The sequence below is a fragment of the Dechloromonas denitrificans genome, assembly GCF_020510665.1.
Lineage (GTDB): Bacteria > Pseudomonadota > Gammaproteobacteria > Burkholderiales > Rhodocyclaceae > Azonexus > Azonexus denitrificans_B.
On the sequence record NZ_CP075187.1, the window covers coordinates 880,554 to 895,498 of the forward strand.

The window sequence follows — 14,945 nt, forward strand, 5'->3', positions numbered from 1 at the left end:
TGTGCCAATAGGGGCGGGGTTTACCGGCGGCCTTGTACTACCAAAGACGTATATTGATAGTTATATATGGCTAACTATATGTATGAATATAAACATTTTCTTCTGAGCAAAAAGATTGACTCGGATCAAGGATGGGAGGCGGCGTCAGGTTCAACCTAGCGCCCATCGCGTTGGGGAACGGACGCGTTTAATTTTTTTCTAGGAGAGAAAAGATGAAAAAAACTGTTGTGGGGATGCTCGCTTTAACTGCTATGGCTGCGGCCATGGGCTCCGCTTTCGCTCAGGATGCCGCCAAGGGCCCGGAGATGACGGCAGCCGAGAAGGAAACGGCCAAGAAGATTTATTTTGAACGCTGTGCTGGTTGTCACGGCGTTCTGCGCAAAGGCGCAACCGGCAAGAACCTCGAGCCGCACTGGTCGAAGAAGGACAAGGACGGCAACGTCACCGAGGGCGGCACGCTCAAGTTGGGCCAGCAGCGCCTCGAAAAGATCATCGGCTACGGTACCGATGGCGGCATGGTCAACTTTGACGACATCCTGACCAAGGAAGAAATCTCCCTGATGTCGAAGTACATCCAGAACACCCCGGATGTGCCGCCAGAGTACAGCTTCAAGGACACGATGGATTCCTGGAAGGTGATTGTTCCGGTCGACCAGCGTCCGACCAAGCAAATGAATAAGTACAACCTGAAGAACATGTTCTCGGTCACCTTGCGTGATACCGGTGAAGTGGCTCTGATCGACGGCGATACCAAGGAAATCCGCAGCATCGTCAAGACTGGTTATGCGGTTCACATTTCACGTATGTCCGCTTCTGGTCGCTATGTTTATGTGATCGGCCGCGACGGTCGTCTGTCGCTGATCGACCTGTGGATGGAGCAGCCGTCTGTTGTGGCTGAAGTCAAGATCGGCTTCGATGCACGCTCCGTCGATACCTCCAAGTTCAAGGGCTTCGAAGACAAGTACGCTGTTGCCGGTTCCTACTGGCCGCCCCAGTACGTGATCATGGACGGCGACACCCTGAAGCCGCTCAAGGTCGTTTCGACCCGCGGTATGACCGTTGATGGCGAATACCATCCGGAACCGCGCGTTGCTTCCATCGTTGCGTCCTTCACCAAGCCGGAATGGGTTATCAACATCAAGGAAACCGGCCAGATCCTGTTGGTCGATTACTCCGACATCAAGAACCTGAAGACGACCACCATCGGTTCCGCCAAGTTCCTGCATGACGGCGGCTGGGATGCTTCCAAGCGTTACTTCCTGGTGGCAGCCAATGCCTCCAACAAGATTGCTGCGGTCGACACCAAAACCGGCAAGCTGGCTGCGCTGGTCGATGTCGCCAAGATCCCGCACCCGGGTCGCGGCGCCAACTTCACGCATCCGAAGTTCGGTCCGGTCTGGGCCACGGGTCACCTCGGTGCCGATGTCGTGACGCTGATCTCGACGCCGTCCGACGACAAGAAGAACGCCAAGTTCAAGGGTTACAACTGGAAGGTTGTGCAGGAAGTCAAACACGTTCCGGGCAACCTGTTCGTCAAGACCCATCCGAAGTCCAAGAACCTGTGGGCCGATTCGCCGCAGAATCCGGACAAGGATCTGGCTGAGTCCGTTTCCGTCTGGGACATGTCCGATCTGTCCAAGCCGAAGGCTGTCCTGAACGTGGCCAAGGACTCCGGTCTGCCGGCTACCAAGGCAACCAAGCGCGCTGTGCATCCGGAGTACTCGGCTGACGGCAAGGAAGTCTGGATCTCCCTGTGGGGCGGCAAGACCGACCAGTCGGCTATCGTTGTCTATGATGACGCAACGCTGAAGCTGAAGAAGGTGATTACTGATCCGAAGATGATTACCCCGACCGGTAAGTTCAACGTCTTCAACACCCAGCACGACATCTACTAATCGTTTTTGATTATTTGATTCGTGACAAAGCTACGGGGGCGAAAGCCCCCGTAGCATATCCAGCGTCGCAATAATCAACCCAGTGGTCTGGTGATAACCGGGCATGATCAAGTGGAGATCCACAATGAAGAAAAATTTTGTTTCGCTCGCCGTGATGGGCGCATTTGTTGCCTTTGCTTCGCAGGCTGCTTTGGCTGCTCCTGATTGGAGCAAGGTGCCAAAGAAAGAAATCCATGTTTTCCATCCGGCAGCCAACCCGATCGAATGGGCAACCGGCAAGGGCGATCATAGTGGTGCAGCCGGTCTCAAGAAGGGCGAGGCTTGTGCCGGTTGCCATATTGAGGATGGCAAGCTCAGTCTCGACCTGAAGCGTCTGGCCAGCAAGGAAATGGAGCCGAAGGGCGCGCCGAAGACCATGACTTACCCGGTTGGCGTTCAGGCTGCGTTTGATGCCAGTAATCTGTACGTTCGTCTGACATTCAAGGCGCCGGCCGGCGGTGCCGATCATGGCGACAAGGACAATGAAGTCAAGGCCAGCATCATGTTCCCGAATGACAAGGTGCCGATGGCTGAGCAGGTCGGTTGCTGGGCAACTTGTCACAAGGATGCCAGAACCATGCCGGGTGCTTCTGATACCAAGACCAAGTACGCAACCCCCGGGGCTATGGACCTGATGCAGTGGAAGAGTGGCGGTGGTGGCAAGGCGGTTGACGGTACCGTGACCGACAAGCGCAACATGGAAGGTGGCAAGGCTGGCGTGGCTGCAGAAGGCGCCAAGGCTGGCGATACCTACACCGTGACCTTTACCCGCAAGCTGGCTGGCGGCGTCAATCTGGCACCGGGTAAAGCCGTGCCGTTCGGTATCGCCATTCACGCTGACAATGCTGCCGGTCGTTTCCACCACGTTTCCTTCGGCCATACCCTTGGCCTTGGTGCCGATGGTGACGTGAAGGCAGTCAAGCAGTAAGCATCATGCCTTCCGGAGTAGCAAGGACGACCGGACGGCCTTTTCTCGAACGAGCACCCGCAATGCTGGTGCTCGTTTGTTTTTCTGCCTTGGGGCAGACGACGTTTCAAGCGACAATGGAACATTACCGCTTTGATCCTGCCGAGTTGCACATAAAGGTTGGTGATACGGTGCGCTGGACCAATCATGAAAAACGGACCAGCCACTCCGTCCTTTTCCCCGCGGAAGGTGGTTTGGAGTCGGATCGCCTGTTTCCCGATGAAAGCTGGTCCCGGCAATTTACGCAGCCAGGCAGACATGAATATCGCTGTGGGCCGCATCCTGAAATGAAAGGTGTCGTCTTTGTCGAATAGGCTGATTTTTGCCCTTTGTTGTCTGTCGACCGCAGCACTGGCGGCGGAGCCCGATGCTGCGCGCCAGCGGGAACTGGTCCACCTTGTCCGCCAGGATTGCGGCTCCTGCCATGGCATGACCCTGCAGGGCGGCTTGGGGCCGGGATTGTTGCCGGCCAATCTGCGTGACAAACCGGTGGAAGCGATGGTCGCAACGATTTACTACGGTCGGCCAGGTACGCCGATGCCACCATGGAAACAGTTCATGTCGGAAGCGGAAGCCGGCTGGATTGTCGATCAACTGATGAGCGGATTTCCCCAATGAAAACCATGCGCCTGATTCTCGGCAGTCTTGCCGTGCTGTTGCTTAATGCCTGTGCTGGCCCTCAATTGCGCGGAACGGGCGATCTTGGTCTGATCATCGAACGGGCGACCGGTCATGTCACCCTGATCAATACCAGTTCCCGTGAGCCGTACGGGCGCATCGCTGGTTTGGGCGATCTGTCGCACGCTTCCGCCGTTTATTCCCGCGATGGTCGCTACGCCTTCATCTTTGGTCGTGATGGCGGTTTGACCAAGATCGATCTGCTGGAAGCAAAGATCGTCAAGCGGATCATCCAGTCCGGCAACGCCATCGGTGGTTCGATCTCGCAGGATGGCCGGATTGTCGTGGCCCAGAATTACACGCCGGGCGGCATCAAGGCATTTGATGCCGAAACCCTTGAGCTGCTTTCCGAAGTGCCTGCCGAATACGCGCCAGGGCAATTCTCGAAAGTCGTCGGACTGGCTGATACGGCGGGCAACAAGTTTGCCTATGCGCTGTTTGATGCGGGTGAAATCTGGGTTTCCGATTTTTCCAATCCACGCCAGCCGGTAACGCAGCGTTATCCTGCCGGTAAACAGCCCTACGATGGTCTGGTCACGCCGGATGGGCGCTACTTCATGGCCGGCCTCTTCGGTGAGGACGGTATTGCCCTGCTTGACCTGTGGCAGCCTGAAAAGGGCGCCCGCAAGGTGCTGGAGAACTACGGTCGCGGTCAGGAGAAGCTGCCGGTATTCAAGATGCCGCATCTGCGCGGCTGGTCCGTGGCTCAAGGCAAGGCTTATCTGCCGGCCATCGGGCGGCATGAAGTGCTGGTCGTCGATGTGGCCAGCTGGAAAGAGGTTGGGCGCATTCCGGTACGTGGCCAGCCGGTATTTGTCATGGCCCGTCCGGATGGTCGTCAGATCTGGGTTAATTTTGCATTTCCCGATAACGGCAAGATTGACGTGATCGACACGCTTGCCGCCAAGGTGGTGCATGCTTTCGAGCCGGGGAAAGGCATTTTGCACATGGAGTTTGCGCCGCGTGGCGAAAATGTATGGCTGTCAGCCCGCGACGATAACAAGGTGCTGATTCACGATACGGCCAGTTTCCGCCGGATTGGCGAAGTGCCGGCCGAAAGCCCGTCTGGTATTTTCTTTACATCGCGTGCGACGCGTATTGGTTTTTGATGAACGAGACCTTTGAATTTCGTCTGCTGAACGAGTTTCAGCGAGATTTTCCGCTCTGCCCGGCGCCTTTTGCAGAATTGGCAGCCCGACTTGGGGTGGCGGAACGAGTGGTCCTCGGTGGCCTTGAGAAACTGCGTCGCGAGGGCAAGATTTCACGCGTCGGCGCAGTCTTTGCTCCGAAGCGGATCGGCGCCTCGACACTGGCCGCCATGGCGGTTCCGGCGGAACAGCTTGATGCGGTGGCTGCTGCGGTCAACCGCTTTCCGGAGGTGAATCACAACTACGAGCGGGAGCATCATTACAACTTGTGGTTTGTCGTTACCGCGGGCAGCGAAGGTCGATTGCAGGCAACATTGGGGGCCATTGAACAGGCGGCCGGCTATCCATTGATGCCTTTGCCGCTGGTCGAAGAGTTTCATATCGACCTGGGTTTTTCCCTGAACGATAACGCCCCCAAGAAAGCGGCGATTGCTCGCCCGGTACGTCCTGCCGCGCTGATCGATGAAGCCGAGCGACGTCTGGTGGCTGTGTTGCAGGAAGGCCTGCCACTGTTCATGCGTCCTTTTGCGATGATCGCCGAGCGCATCGGCGCTTCTGAATCGGATGTTCTCGGCCGCATCGGACGTTGGCTCGATGATGGTGCGATCAAGCGTTTCGGTGTGGTCGTCCGCCATCACGAACTGGGTTTTCGGGCCAATGCCATGGTGGTTCATGACATTCCGGATGATCGGGTCAGCGAAATCGGCCGGGCGCTCGCCGAAGAGCCGGCGGTTACCTTGTGTTATCGGCGACCGCGTCACTTGCCGGACTGGCCATACAACCTGTTCTGCATGATCCATGGTCGCGAACGAGCCGAGGTCGAGAGTCTGATCGCTGATCTGCGTCTGCGCCACGGGCTTGAGGCCTGTGCGCATGAAACACTTTTTTCGTTAACGCGTTTCAAACAGAACGGGGCGCGTTATGCGTGAGCTTGATGCGGTCGACCGTCGGATTATCGACACAATGCAGGGCGATTTTCCGATTTGCGAGCGACCTTATGCGGTCGTTGCCGGGCAACTCGGCATCGATGAAGATGAACTGATTAGTCGTCTTGACGGGCTGCTTGCCGACAAAGTGTTGACGCGCTTCGGCCCGATGTTCCAGATCGAGCGAATGGGCGGAGCATTCGTCCTGGCGGCGCTGGCTGTTCCCGAGGCGCGCTACGAGACAGTCACCGAACTGGTCAATGCCTTGCCGCAGGTCGCCCACAATTATCGGCGGGAGCATGCCTTGAATATGTGGTTCGTACTGGCGACGGAAAATCAGGCAGGTATTGCCGAGGCGATTGCGCGTATCGAGGCGGATACCGGCTTGCCGGTTTTTGCTTTCCCGAAAGAGCGTGAATACTTTGTTGAAATGAAACTGGAGGCCAGGCTGTGATGGATACCATTGACCGCCAGCTGGTCCTGGCGACACAAGGCGGCTTGCCGCTTGTTGCTCGTCCCTACGCCAGGCTTGCCGAACAGCTTGGCCTCAGTGAGGCCGATGTGATGTTGCGCCTGCAAGGCTTGCTCGATCGTGGTCTGATCCGGCGCATTGGCGTTGTTCCAAACCATTACGCCATCGGCTGGACCGCAAACGGCATGACCGTCTGGAATGTGCCGGATGACAAGGTGGATGAGCTGGGAGGGCGCGTCGGTGCCTTGCCATTTGTGACGCATTGCTACCGTCGACCGCGCGCTTTGCCAGCCTGGCCCTACAATTTGTTCGCCATGGTGCACGGGAGTTCGCGCGAGGAGTGCTCTGCCAAGGCTGACGATATTCGTCGCTTGCTGGGTGAGGATTGCCTGGGGAATGACGTTCTTTATTCGACGCGAATTCTCAAGAAAACAGGGTTGCGGATTGGGGGGTAAGTCGTTGCTCCGGCAATGCATTAAGTTCAATATTTAACAAATGCAATATAAGTGTTTAATGTATAATATTTGTCTTTGCCATGAATGGTCGGCTTGTGGAGAGACAGATGAACAAAGCACTCAGTGTGGGAGCCAGAAATTTTGCGCTGGGTATTCATGAAATCGATGAAGAACACCAGGTGCTCTTTGATTGCCTGGATGCCATTGTCTATTCGCAGAACACCAGTTTCAGGGATTCCCAGGTATTTGAGTCGCTCGAACGCCTGACGGACTACTCAAGGACCCATTTTCGGGTTGAAGAGTGTTTGATGCGGATGTTCGATTACCCGGACCTTGAAACGCACCGCAACGAACATGCCTATTTCATCGATAGCCTTGGCCTGTTGCGCACCAAATTGCTCTCCGAGGATACCTCGCCGGCCCTGGCAACTTTTTTGACCGAGTGGTTGCTCAGGCACATCAAGGAAGTCGACACTAAATACGTCGATTTCTTTCGCCAGCAGCAAGGCCCGGCCATCGCGCCGGTCGCCTGAAGCAGCAACCAAAGCAAAAGGCCCGGGGTGACCGGGCCTTTTGCTTTTTAGCGTTGCGCTCTCAGCTTGTTTCAGAGATGCGCTGCGCGATGTGGGCTAGCGCCTCTTCAACCTGATCAATCAGGATCAGGCAAAGATCGCCCGGTTGCAAACGAGCAAGGGCCGTATCAATGGCAATGAATTCGCCGGTGATGGCTTCGATCTGCTTGGTCCGGCTGGCATTGGCCAGGCCTTCGCGCAACAGGCCGATCACTTCGCCGTCTTCGCGGCCGCGCTGGCAGGCATCCTGATACAGAATGACGTCGTCGAAAGCTTCGCCAAGGATTTCGGTCTGCTGGCGGATGTCTTCGTCACGCCGGTCACCGGCACCGCTGATGACGACCGAGCGACGCACCGCCGGCATATTGTTGATCGCACCGACCAGCGCCTGGATGGCGTCCGGATTGTGGCCGTAATCGGCAATCAGCGTTGCTCCTTTGTAGTCAAATACGTTGAAACGACCTGGAGCCGTGGCGGCATCACTGACAAAGCAGGCGAGTGCCCGCTCGATGCTTTCCCAGCTGTAACCGAGGGCCCAGCCGGTGGCCGTGGCGGCCATCGCGTTCTCGATCTGGAAACCGATCGTGCCATTGCGGGTCAGCGGCACATTGGCCAGCGGAATGCGATGCTTTTTGCGACCTTCGCTGCAGATGATCGCGTCACGCTCGACATGAACGACGCGTTTGCCCTGGGCGCGGTGTGTGGCGAGGACTGGGTTGGCGCGGTCGCGGGCAAAGAAAATGATGTTGCCGTGACAGTGATGAGCCATGGCGGCAACGACGGGATCGGCCGCATTGAGCACTGCGGTGCCGCTCGGTGCGACGTTCTCGACGATGACGCGTTTGACGACGGCGAGCTCGTCGACCGTGGTAATGAAATTCAGGCCAAGATGGTCACCGATACCGATATTGGTAATGACGGCGACGTCGCACATGTCGAAACCCAGGCCTTCACGCAGCACGCCGCCACGGGCCGTCTCGAAAACGGCAGCGTCGACGTCCGGGTGCATCAGTACATTGCGGGCGCTGCGCGGGCCGGAACAGTCGCCGCTGTCGATCCGGCGACCTTCGACATAAATGCCGTCGGTGCTGGTCATCCCGACACGCAGGTCATTGCTTTCGAAAATGCGGCCAATCAGGCGGCTGGTCGTCGTCTTGCCGTTGGTGCCGGCGATGGCCACGACCGGAATGCGGGCATTGTCACCATCCGGGAACATCATGCCGACAATCGCTTCACCGACCGGGCGGCCTTTGCCGAAGGACGGGTCGAGGTGCATGCGCAGGCCGGGGGCGGCATTGCATTCGACGATACCGCCACCTTGTTCTTCGAGCGGCTTGTGCATCGTGTCGCAGACGACATCGATGCCGCAGATGTCGAGGCCGACGGTTTGGGCGGCGGCGACGGCAGCGGCAGCCAGTTCCGGATGCACGTCATCGGTCACGTCGGTAGCGGTGCCGCCGGTCGACAGATTGGCATTGTTGCGCAATACGACGCGGACGCCACGTGGCGGAATGGTTTCGGCGCTGTAACCCTGCTCTTCAAGGCGGGCGAGGGCGATTTCATCGAAGCGGATCTTGGTCAGCGAGGTGGCGTGGCCATCCGAGCGGCGCGGGTCGCTATTGACGATATTGACCAGCTCGCGGACGGTATGCGTGCCATCGCCGATGACCAGCGGTGGGTCGCGCCGGGCGGCGGCGATCAGCTTGTCGCCGATGACCAGCAGGCGCCAGTCGTGGCCGGAGAGGAATTTCTCAACCATGATGTCGTCGCGGAACTCGATAGCGACGCGATAGGCGCGGCGGACCTGCTCCTCGGTCGTCAGATTGACCGAAATACCCTTGCCCTGATTGCCGTCCTGCGGCTTGACGACGACCGGCAGGCCGATTTCCTGAGCGGCAACCCAAGCGTCGTCTTCATCTTCGACCGGACGACCATGCGGTACGGCAACGCCCGAGGCGTGCAGCAGCTTCTTGGTCAGTTCCTTGTCCTGGGCAATCGATTCGCCGATGGCGCTGGTCAGGCTGGTTTCAGCCGCCTGGATGCGCTTTTGCTTGCTGCCCCAGCCGAATTGAACCAGGCTGCCTTGCGTCAGGCGGCGGAAGGGAATGCCGCGGGCGATGGCGGCCGAAACGATGGCGCCGGTCGAGGGGCCAAGGCGAATATCTTCATCGAGATCGCGCAGTTCCTTCAGCGTGGCATCCAGATCGAAAGGCGTGTCATCGAGAGCGGACTGGCAGAGTTGTTCGGCGCGCTCGAAAGCCAGGCGGCCGACATCTTCCTCGGTGTATTCGACGATGACCTGGTAAACACCTTGGTCAACCGTCTGTGCCGTGCGGCTGAAAGTGACCGGGCAGCCGGCTTGTGCTTGCAGGCCGAGCGCAGCGAATTCCAGCGCATGGGCCATCGATACGGTATCGAGATGGTCCGAAGGAATCAGGTCGCCGAGTTCCGGAAAGCGTTCGCGCAGGCGGGCTTCGAAATTGGGCAGGTTGGCGATGGCGCACTCGGCACCTTCGCAGGTGACGATGGCTTGAATGGCGGTATGCCGGCTCCACAAATTGGGGCCGCGCAGGGCGCGAATGCGGGAAACGTCCATGACGCTTGGTCCTTGTTATTTTCGGCCGTTAGCCGGCTTTTTGGCAGGTTGCGATTTTTTGGCGCGCAGCAGGAGCAGAGCAGACGGATCGAGTTGTTCCAGCCCGAAAGTCTTGATCCCCGTCGTCAGCACTTCCTGGCTTAAATCCATGGCCCAGCCACCGGCGACGCCGGCCAGCAAGTTGGCGACCTGCTTGGGAGCCTTGGTTTTGCCGATATAGGGGGCATCAATCAGGCGGCAAAGACGGATTTCATCGCTGCCGTTGCGCAAGACAACCCGATTGTCGGCCACCGTGACGCCACGCTTGCCGGCGGCAAGGTGCGCGACAAAGGTCGGATTAGCCGGGTCGACCGCGAAAAGGACAACTTCGCCGTCGCACAGATCGGCAAAATCGGCGACCAGTTCATCTTCTGCGTTGAGCACGGCATGACCGCTGGGCAGGACGACATCGACCTGGGTGCGGAAAATCGAGCGGTGGGTGGTGTAATACTCGCCGCCGGTCGGTTGGACATCCCAGCGTGACAGATCTTCGTCTTCCGGCACGATGTTGGTGACGATGCCGACCGAGCAACGGTCATAGGCCAGACCTTCGCCCAGAATGACCGGCGCGCCGTTCTCGATCACCGCAGCCTGGACGGCGCGGTTGAGCAGCAGGCGACGACCGCCTTCCCAGTTGGCAGCATTGGTTTTCTGGACCTGGCGGCGGCCGAGGTAAATGCCGTCCTTGCAGGCCAGTCCGGCGTGCTGGCCGGAGAGGTAGATCAGGTGCGCGACCAGCTTGGCGACGGCATTCTTGCCGTGGGTGCCGGTGACGCCCACCAAGGGAATCCGACCGGTGGCGCTCGCGCCGAACAGGTTGTTGACGATGGCATGGCCGACCGGGCGCGGCTTGCCGATGCCGGGCTTGATGTGCATCAGCAGGCTGGGGCCGGCATTGACTTCGACAATCGCGCCGCCTTGTTCGCCGAGTGGCTTGGAAACGTCCTTGCAGACCAGATCGATGCCGGCAATGTCGAGGCCGACGACGCGGGCCGCAAGTGCAACAACCTGGGCTGTTTCGGGATGAACGTCGTCCGTGCAGTCGAAGGCATGGTTGGCATTGCGCTGGATCAGCACTTCGCGGCCCTTGGCCGGGACGCTGTCGGCATCCAGGCCCTGGCGTTCGAGTTCGATCTTGGCGGCAGTGTCGATGCGGATGATCGAGAGCGGATGCAATTCGGTCGTGCCACGCCGCGGGTCGATGTTGATCTGGCTGTCGATCAGGGCCTGGACGGAGGATTTGCCGTCGCCGGTGATGGTGATCAGGTCGCTGCGGTTGGCGGCGACCAGTTTGCCACCGACGACCAGCAGGCGGTGTTCGATGCCCTGGATCGAGCGTTCGACGAGGACGCCGGAGCCTTCTTCAACGGCAATGGCGTAGGCCTTGGCGACTTCTTCCTTGGTCGTCAGGTCGATGAACACGCCGCGGCCATGATTGCCGTCGGTCGGTTTGACGACGACCGGCACGCCGATGTCTTCGGCGGCATCCCAGGCGTCGTCGGCGCTATCCACTTCGCGGCCTTCCGGCACCGGTACGCCAACCGAGGAAATCAGTTCCTTGGTCAGGTCCTTGTCGCGGGAAATCGTTTCGGCAATGGCGCTGGTCTGGTCGGTTTCGGCTGTCCAGATGCGGCGGGCCGAGGCGCCGTAGCCCAGTTGAACGAGATTGCCGTCTTCGAGCAGGCGAATCGCCGGAATGCCGCGCGCTTCGCCGGCATTGACGATGGCGGCCGTCGATGGGCCGAGGTATTTGCGGTCGACCCGGCGGCGCATGGTCGTGATCGCTTCGGCCATGTCGAAAGGCTTGTCTTCGACGGCGGCCATGATCAGGGCAATCCCGATGTCGAGCGCCGTGCGGGTGATGTCGTCCTGCCAGTTGCTGACGACCAGTTTGTAGACGCCCCGCGTTGTCGTTTCGCGAGTCCGTCCGAAGCCGTCGGGCAGGCCGCCCAGGGTCATCAGTTCAAGGGCGACGTGTTCAAGGACGTGGCCGATCCAGGTGCCTTCGTCGAGCCGGCGCAGGAAACCACCGTGTTCGCCGTAATTGCAGCGGTGCTCGACCAGCGAGGGCAGCCAGGCTTTCAGGCGCTCTGTGAAGCCGGGCAGTTTGTTGCTCGGATAGTCTTCGAATTCGCCAATGTCGATCCAGGCTTCGAGGGCGGGCGGGTAGGTCCAGATGCTTGGGCCACGCAGGGAAATGATGTCCCGAATGATGATTTCTTTTTTGCTCATACTTGTATCGCCCGGCTCCGTTCCACGGTCAAAGTTTGTTATTGGGGCAGTTGTGAATTATTAACGCTTTCAGCGGAGGATGGATTACCGGCGACAAAAAAATGTCACACATCGCTACAACCCGTCACATCCGTTGGTTTAGAGAAAGCGGTCAAGCAGTTTGCGGCTATGGCGGTCAAGCTGGCTCATGTCGCGTACCAGAAACTGGATACCGTGGGTGTCGGCAATCAGCAGGCGGCTGGCGCTCAAACGGCGGATGTCTTCTTCCCCCTTGAGGATCAACTCGGTGCTGCCGCGGTCGGTCAGCACCTGCCAGGTGCTGGGGCAGGCAAAGCTGGAGACTTCGGTGATGCCCCTGATTTCAGGGACGAATTCGCGACTGGCCAGTTCTTCTTCGAGCAGCGCACCGATCGGGGCGGGCAGGTCGGCCAGGTTTTCGATCCACGCGACTTCGTGGCCTTCGTAATTGACCAGGGACAAGCCTTCGTCGGGGGCGGCGATCGGAAAGGCACGCACGGGCGTGATGCCTTCATGACGGTCACCGTTTTCGGCAATGAAAACCAGTTGACCGTAGGCATCGCGCAAAAGCTGAAAGGAGCAATTCGACATGGGTGTTATTTCTCAGACCGTGACGGTTTTCGGGAGGTCGGGGGTGCGCGGTAGTTCCGGCTCGGTGTCCACATTGCGCGCCTGGGCCTGATACAACTTGTAGTAATGCCCTTCGATGGCCATCAACTGGTCATGATTGCCGATTTCGACGATCTGGCCACGATCCATGACGACCAGCCGGTCGGCCTTGCGCAGCGTGCTCAGGCGGTGGGCGATGGCGATGGTGGTGCGGCCCTTGACCAGATTGTCGAGCGCCTTCTGGATTTCCTTCTCGGTTTCGGTGTCGACCGCGGAAGTGGCCTCGTCGAGGATCAGGATGCGCGGGTCGATCAACAGGGCGCGGGCGATCGAGATACGCTGGCGTTCGCCGCCGGACAGCCCCTGGCCGCGTTCGCCGACCAGCGAATCGTAGCCGTGCGGCAGGCGCAGGATGAACTCGTGGGCGTGCGCGGCGCGGGCGGCGGCGATGATTTCCTGGCGCGTCGCCTGCGGCTTGCCGTAGGCGATGTTGTCGGCGATGGTGCCGAAGAAGAGGAAGGGCTCTTGCAGCACCAGGCCGATGTGCTGGCGGAATTCGGCCACCGGCACGGAGCGGACATCGACGCCGTCGATCAGCACCTGGCCTTCGGACACGTCGTAGAAGCGGCAGATCAGATTGACCAGCGTGGATTTGCCGGAGCCGGAGTGGCCGACCAGACCGATCATCTCGCCGGGCTGGATGACCAGATCGACGTCACGCGTCACTGAGCGGGTACCGTAGCGGAAGCTGGCTTTTTTCAACTCAAGCCGGCCGGTGACCTTGTCGAGGTGAACCGGGTTGCTCGGTTCAGGCACGCTGGAAACGTGGTCGAGGATGTCGAAAATCCGCTTGGTGCTGGAGGCGGCGCGTTGCGTGGCCGAAACGATGCGGCTCATCGAATCCAGGCGGGTGTAGAAGCGGCCGATGTAGGCGAGGAAGGCGGTGAGCACACCGACCGAGCTGTCGCCCTTGGAAATCTGCCAGATGCCGAAGATCCATACGACGAGCAGGCCGATTTCGGTGAGCAGCGTGACGGTTGGCGTGAACAGCGACCAGGTCTTGTTCAGCTTGTCGTTCATCTGCAGGTTGTGCTCGTTGGCGGCGCGGAAACGCTCGCCTTCGCGCTTTTCCTGGGCAAAGGCCTTGACGACGCGGATGCCGGGGATGGTATCGGCCAGCACGTTGGTCACTTCGGCCCAGACGCGGTCGATTTTCTCGAAACCGGTGCGCAGTTTTTCACGTACGTAATGGATCAGCCAGCCGATGATCGGCAGCGGCAGCAGCGTAACCAGCGCCAGCCACGGGTTGATGCTGAACAGGATGACGGCGGTCATGCCGATCATCAGCACATCGGTGGCGAAGTTGAGCAAGTCGAGCGAGAGGAAGATGTTGATCCGGTCGGTTTCGTTGCCGATCCGCGCCATCAGGTCGCCGGTGCGCTTGCCGCCGAAGTATTCGAGCGACAGACCGAGCAGGTGGTCGTAGGTCTGCGTGCGCAGGTCGCGGCCCATGCGCTCGGAAACCAGCGACAGGATGTAGGTGCGAATCCAGCCGAGCACCCAGGCGAGCAGCGCTGCGCCGAACAGGCCGCCGAGGTACATCGAGACCAGCGGCCAGTCGATCGGTTTGCCGTTCTGGAAGGGGATCAGCACGTTGTCCATCAACGGCATGGTCAGATAGGGCGGGACCAGCGTTGCTGCGGTCGACGCCAGGGTCAGGGCAAAACCGAAGAACAGTTGCCAGCGATAGGGGCGGGCAAAGCGCCATAGCCGGAACAGCGTCCAGGTCGATGGGGCAACGCTCGATTCACGGTTGCATACCGGGCATTCCTCTTCGCCGGGCGGCAACTGCACCTTGCATTTCGGGCAACAATCCTCGGTAGACCGCAGTACCGGCTGGCCCTTGGCAACGCTGTCGCGATGCAGGTTGAATTCATTGATGACACGCAATGCGGTGAGGTTCTTGGCCAGCGTGTAGCGCCACGTTGCGAGCCGGCCATCGGTGTCGACCAACTCAAGTGCGCCGACACCCGCATGATCGTGGTGATCCAGTGTCAGCCCCTCGCGCAGCGGCCACTCTTCGGCACGGGTCTGGCCGGGCGCAAATGCCAGCAGGCGTCGGTTGGTGACAAGGACGAGGCCGGATGAAAATTGCAAACGACTGTCGAGGTCAATTTCAAGCCAGGCCTGGATCTTTTCGTCGCTTGCCAGTTTAGGCTCGACTTCAGCGGCCCAGCGACCGGGCAACGCCAGCTCGGTGCTGGCAAGGGTGTTTGCTTTTGGGGTCATCCGGCCAGTA

At 59.4% G+C, this 14,945-nt stretch carries 13 protein-coding genes; 9 read left to right on the plus strand and 4 right to left on the minus strand.

The genetic code is table 11. The features are described 5' to 3' along the window. Positions 1 to 212 precede the first annotated feature (212 nt). From KI614_RS04110 to KI614_RS04150, 9 genes are all read left to right on the plus strand, one after another. Complete coding sequence (locus KI614_RS04110) at positions 213 to 1,895, plus strand: cytochrome D1 domain-containing protein (protein ID WP_226408081.1); 1,683 nt, start codon at positions 213 to 215, stop codon at positions 1,893 to 1,895. 124 nt (positions 1,896 to 2,019) lie between these two features. Further along, a complete protein-coding gene (locus KI614_RS04115) occupies positions 2,020 to 2,862 on the plus strand; it encodes an ethylbenzene dehydrogenase-related protein (RefSeq protein WP_226408083.1) in 843 nt (280 codons plus the stop codon). Between the two features lie 62 nt (positions 2,863 to 2,924). Then, positions 2,925 to 3,215 (plus strand): plastocyanin/azurin family copper-binding protein, encoded by a 291-nt coding sequence (locus KI614_RS04120; RefSeq protein ID WP_226408085.1) that lies wholly within the window; start codon positions 2,925 to 2,927, stop codon positions 3,213 to 3,215. Then, the gene (locus KI614_RS04125; protein WP_305852116.1) at positions 3,205 to 3,519 is read left to right on the plus strand and encodes a c-type cytochrome; all 315 of its coding nucleotides are present in this window, start codon (positions 3,205 to 3,207) and stop codon (positions 3,517 to 3,519) included. Before KI614_RS04120 ends, KI614_RS04125 begins: the two co-directional genes overlap by 11 nt. Further along, the gene (locus KI614_RS04130; RefSeq protein WP_413464173.1) at positions 3,516 to 4,688 is read left to right on the plus strand and encodes a cytochrome D1 domain-containing protein; all 1,173 of its coding nucleotides are present in this window, start codon (positions 3,516 to 3,518) and stop codon (positions 4,686 to 4,688) included. The genes KI614_RS04125 and KI614_RS04130 overlap by 4 nt, the downstream gene beginning before the upstream one ends. Then, positions 4,688 to 5,656 carry an Lrp/AsnC family transcriptional regulator gene (locus tag KI614_RS04135; protein ID WP_226408086.1) on the plus strand — a complete coding sequence of 323 codons (969 nt, stop codon included), beginning with the start codon at positions 4,688 to 4,690 and terminating at the stop codon, positions 5,654 to 5,656. The genes KI614_RS04130 and KI614_RS04135 overlap by 1 nt, the downstream gene beginning before the upstream one ends. Continuing rightward, entirely contained in the window at positions 5,649 to 6,107 is a 459-nt protein-coding gene (locus KI614_RS04140) for an Lrp/AsnC family transcriptional regulator (RefSeq protein ID WP_226408087.1), read from the plus strand. The genes KI614_RS04135 and KI614_RS04140 overlap by 8 nt, the downstream gene beginning before the upstream one ends. Then, positions 6,107 to 6,580 carry an AsnC family transcriptional regulator gene (locus tag KI614_RS04145; protein ID WP_226408088.1) on the plus strand — a complete coding sequence of 158 codons (474 nt, stop codon included), beginning with the start codon at positions 6,107 to 6,109 and terminating at the stop codon, positions 6,578 to 6,580. Before KI614_RS04140 ends, KI614_RS04145 begins: the two co-directional genes overlap by 1 nt. A 107-nt stretch (positions 6,581 to 6,687) precedes the next feature. Further along, positions 6,688 to 7,113, plus strand: coding sequence for a bacteriohemerythrin (locus KI614_RS04150; RefSeq protein WP_226408089.1), 426 nt, complete (start codon positions 6,688 to 6,690; stop codon positions 7,111 to 7,113). A gap of 61 nt (positions 7,114 to 7,174) precedes the next feature. Here the strand turns inward: KI614_RS04150 and cphA (KI614_RS04155) are convergent, their stop codons facing one another. The 4 genes from cphA (KI614_RS04155) to KI614_RS04170 form a co-directional block, all read right to left on the minus strand. Further along, a complete protein-coding gene (cphA, locus tag KI614_RS04155) occupies positions 7,175 to 9,748 on the minus strand; it encodes a cyanophycin synthetase (RefSeq protein ID WP_226408090.1) in 2,574 nt (857 codons plus the stop codon). Between the two features lie 15 nt (positions 9,749 to 9,763). Beyond that, positions 9,764 to 12,019 carry a cyanophycin synthetase gene (cphA, locus tag KI614_RS04160; protein WP_226408091.1) on the minus strand — a complete coding sequence of 752 codons (2,256 nt, stop codon included), beginning with the start codon at positions 12,017 to 12,019 and terminating at the stop codon, positions 9,764 to 9,766. Positions 12,020 to 12,157: 138 nt separating this feature from the next. Further along, a complete protein-coding gene (locus KI614_RS04165; protein ID WP_226408092.1) occupies positions 12,158 to 12,628 on the minus strand; it encodes a DUF1854 domain-containing protein in 471 nt (156 codons plus the stop codon). Positions 12,629 to 12,640: 12 nt separating this feature from the next. Beyond that, positions 12,641 to 14,935: an ABC transporter ATP-binding protein gene (locus KI614_RS04170; RefSeq protein WP_226408093.1), complete on the minus strand. Its 2,295-nt coding sequence runs from the start codon at positions 14,933 to 14,935 to the stop codon at positions 12,641 to 12,643. Positions 14,936 to 14,945: the final 10 nt, after the last annotated feature.

Bases quoted from the DNA above. Each gene is read 5' to 3' on its own strand.
- KI614_RS04140 (WP_226408087.1), top strand. From the start codon at position 5,649: ATGCGTGAGCTTGATGCGGTCGACCGTCGGATTATCGACACAATGCAG.
- cphA (WP_226408091.1), bottom strand. From the start codon at position 12,019: ATGAGCAAAAAAGAAATCATCATTCGGGACATCATTTCCCTGCGTGGC.
- KI614_RS04135 (WP_226408086.1), top strand. From the start codon at position 4,688: ATGAACGAGACCTTTGAATTTCGTCTGCTGAACGAGTTTCAGCGAGAT.
- KI614_RS04115 (WP_226408083.1), top strand. From the start codon at position 2,020: ATGAAGAAAAATTTTGTTTCGCTCGCCGTGATGGGCGCATTTGTTGCC.
- KI614_RS04165 (WP_226408092.1), bottom strand. From the start codon at position 12,628: ATGTCGAATTGCTCCTTTCAGCTTTTGCGCGATGCCTACGGTCAACTG.
- KI614_RS04110 (WP_226408081.1), top strand. From the start codon at position 213: ATGAAAAAAACTGTTGTGGGGATGCTCGCTTTAACTGCTATGGCTGCG.
- KI614_RS04150 (WP_226408089.1), top strand. From the start codon at position 6,688: ATGAACAAAGCACTCAGTGTGGGAGCCAGAAATTTTGCGCTGGGTATT.
- KI614_RS04130 (WP_413464173.1), top strand. From the start codon at position 3,516: ATGAAAACCATGCGCCTGATTCTCGGCAGTCTTGCCGTGCTGTTGCTT.
- KI614_RS04145 (WP_226408088.1), top strand. From the start codon at position 6,107: ATGGATACCATTGACCGCCAGCTGGTCCTGGCGACACAAGGCGGCTTG.
- KI614_RS04170 (WP_226408093.1), bottom strand. From the start codon at position 14,935: ATGACCCCAAAAGCAAACACCCTTGCCAGCACCGAGCTGGCGTTGCCC.
- KI614_RS04120 (WP_226408085.1), top strand. From the start codon at position 2,925: ATGCTGGTGCTCGTTTGTTTTTCTGCCTTGGGGCAGACGACGTTTCAA.
- cphA (WP_226408090.1), bottom strand. From the start codon at position 9,748: ATGGACGTTTCCCGCATTCGCGCCCTGCGCGGCCCCAATTTGTGGAGC.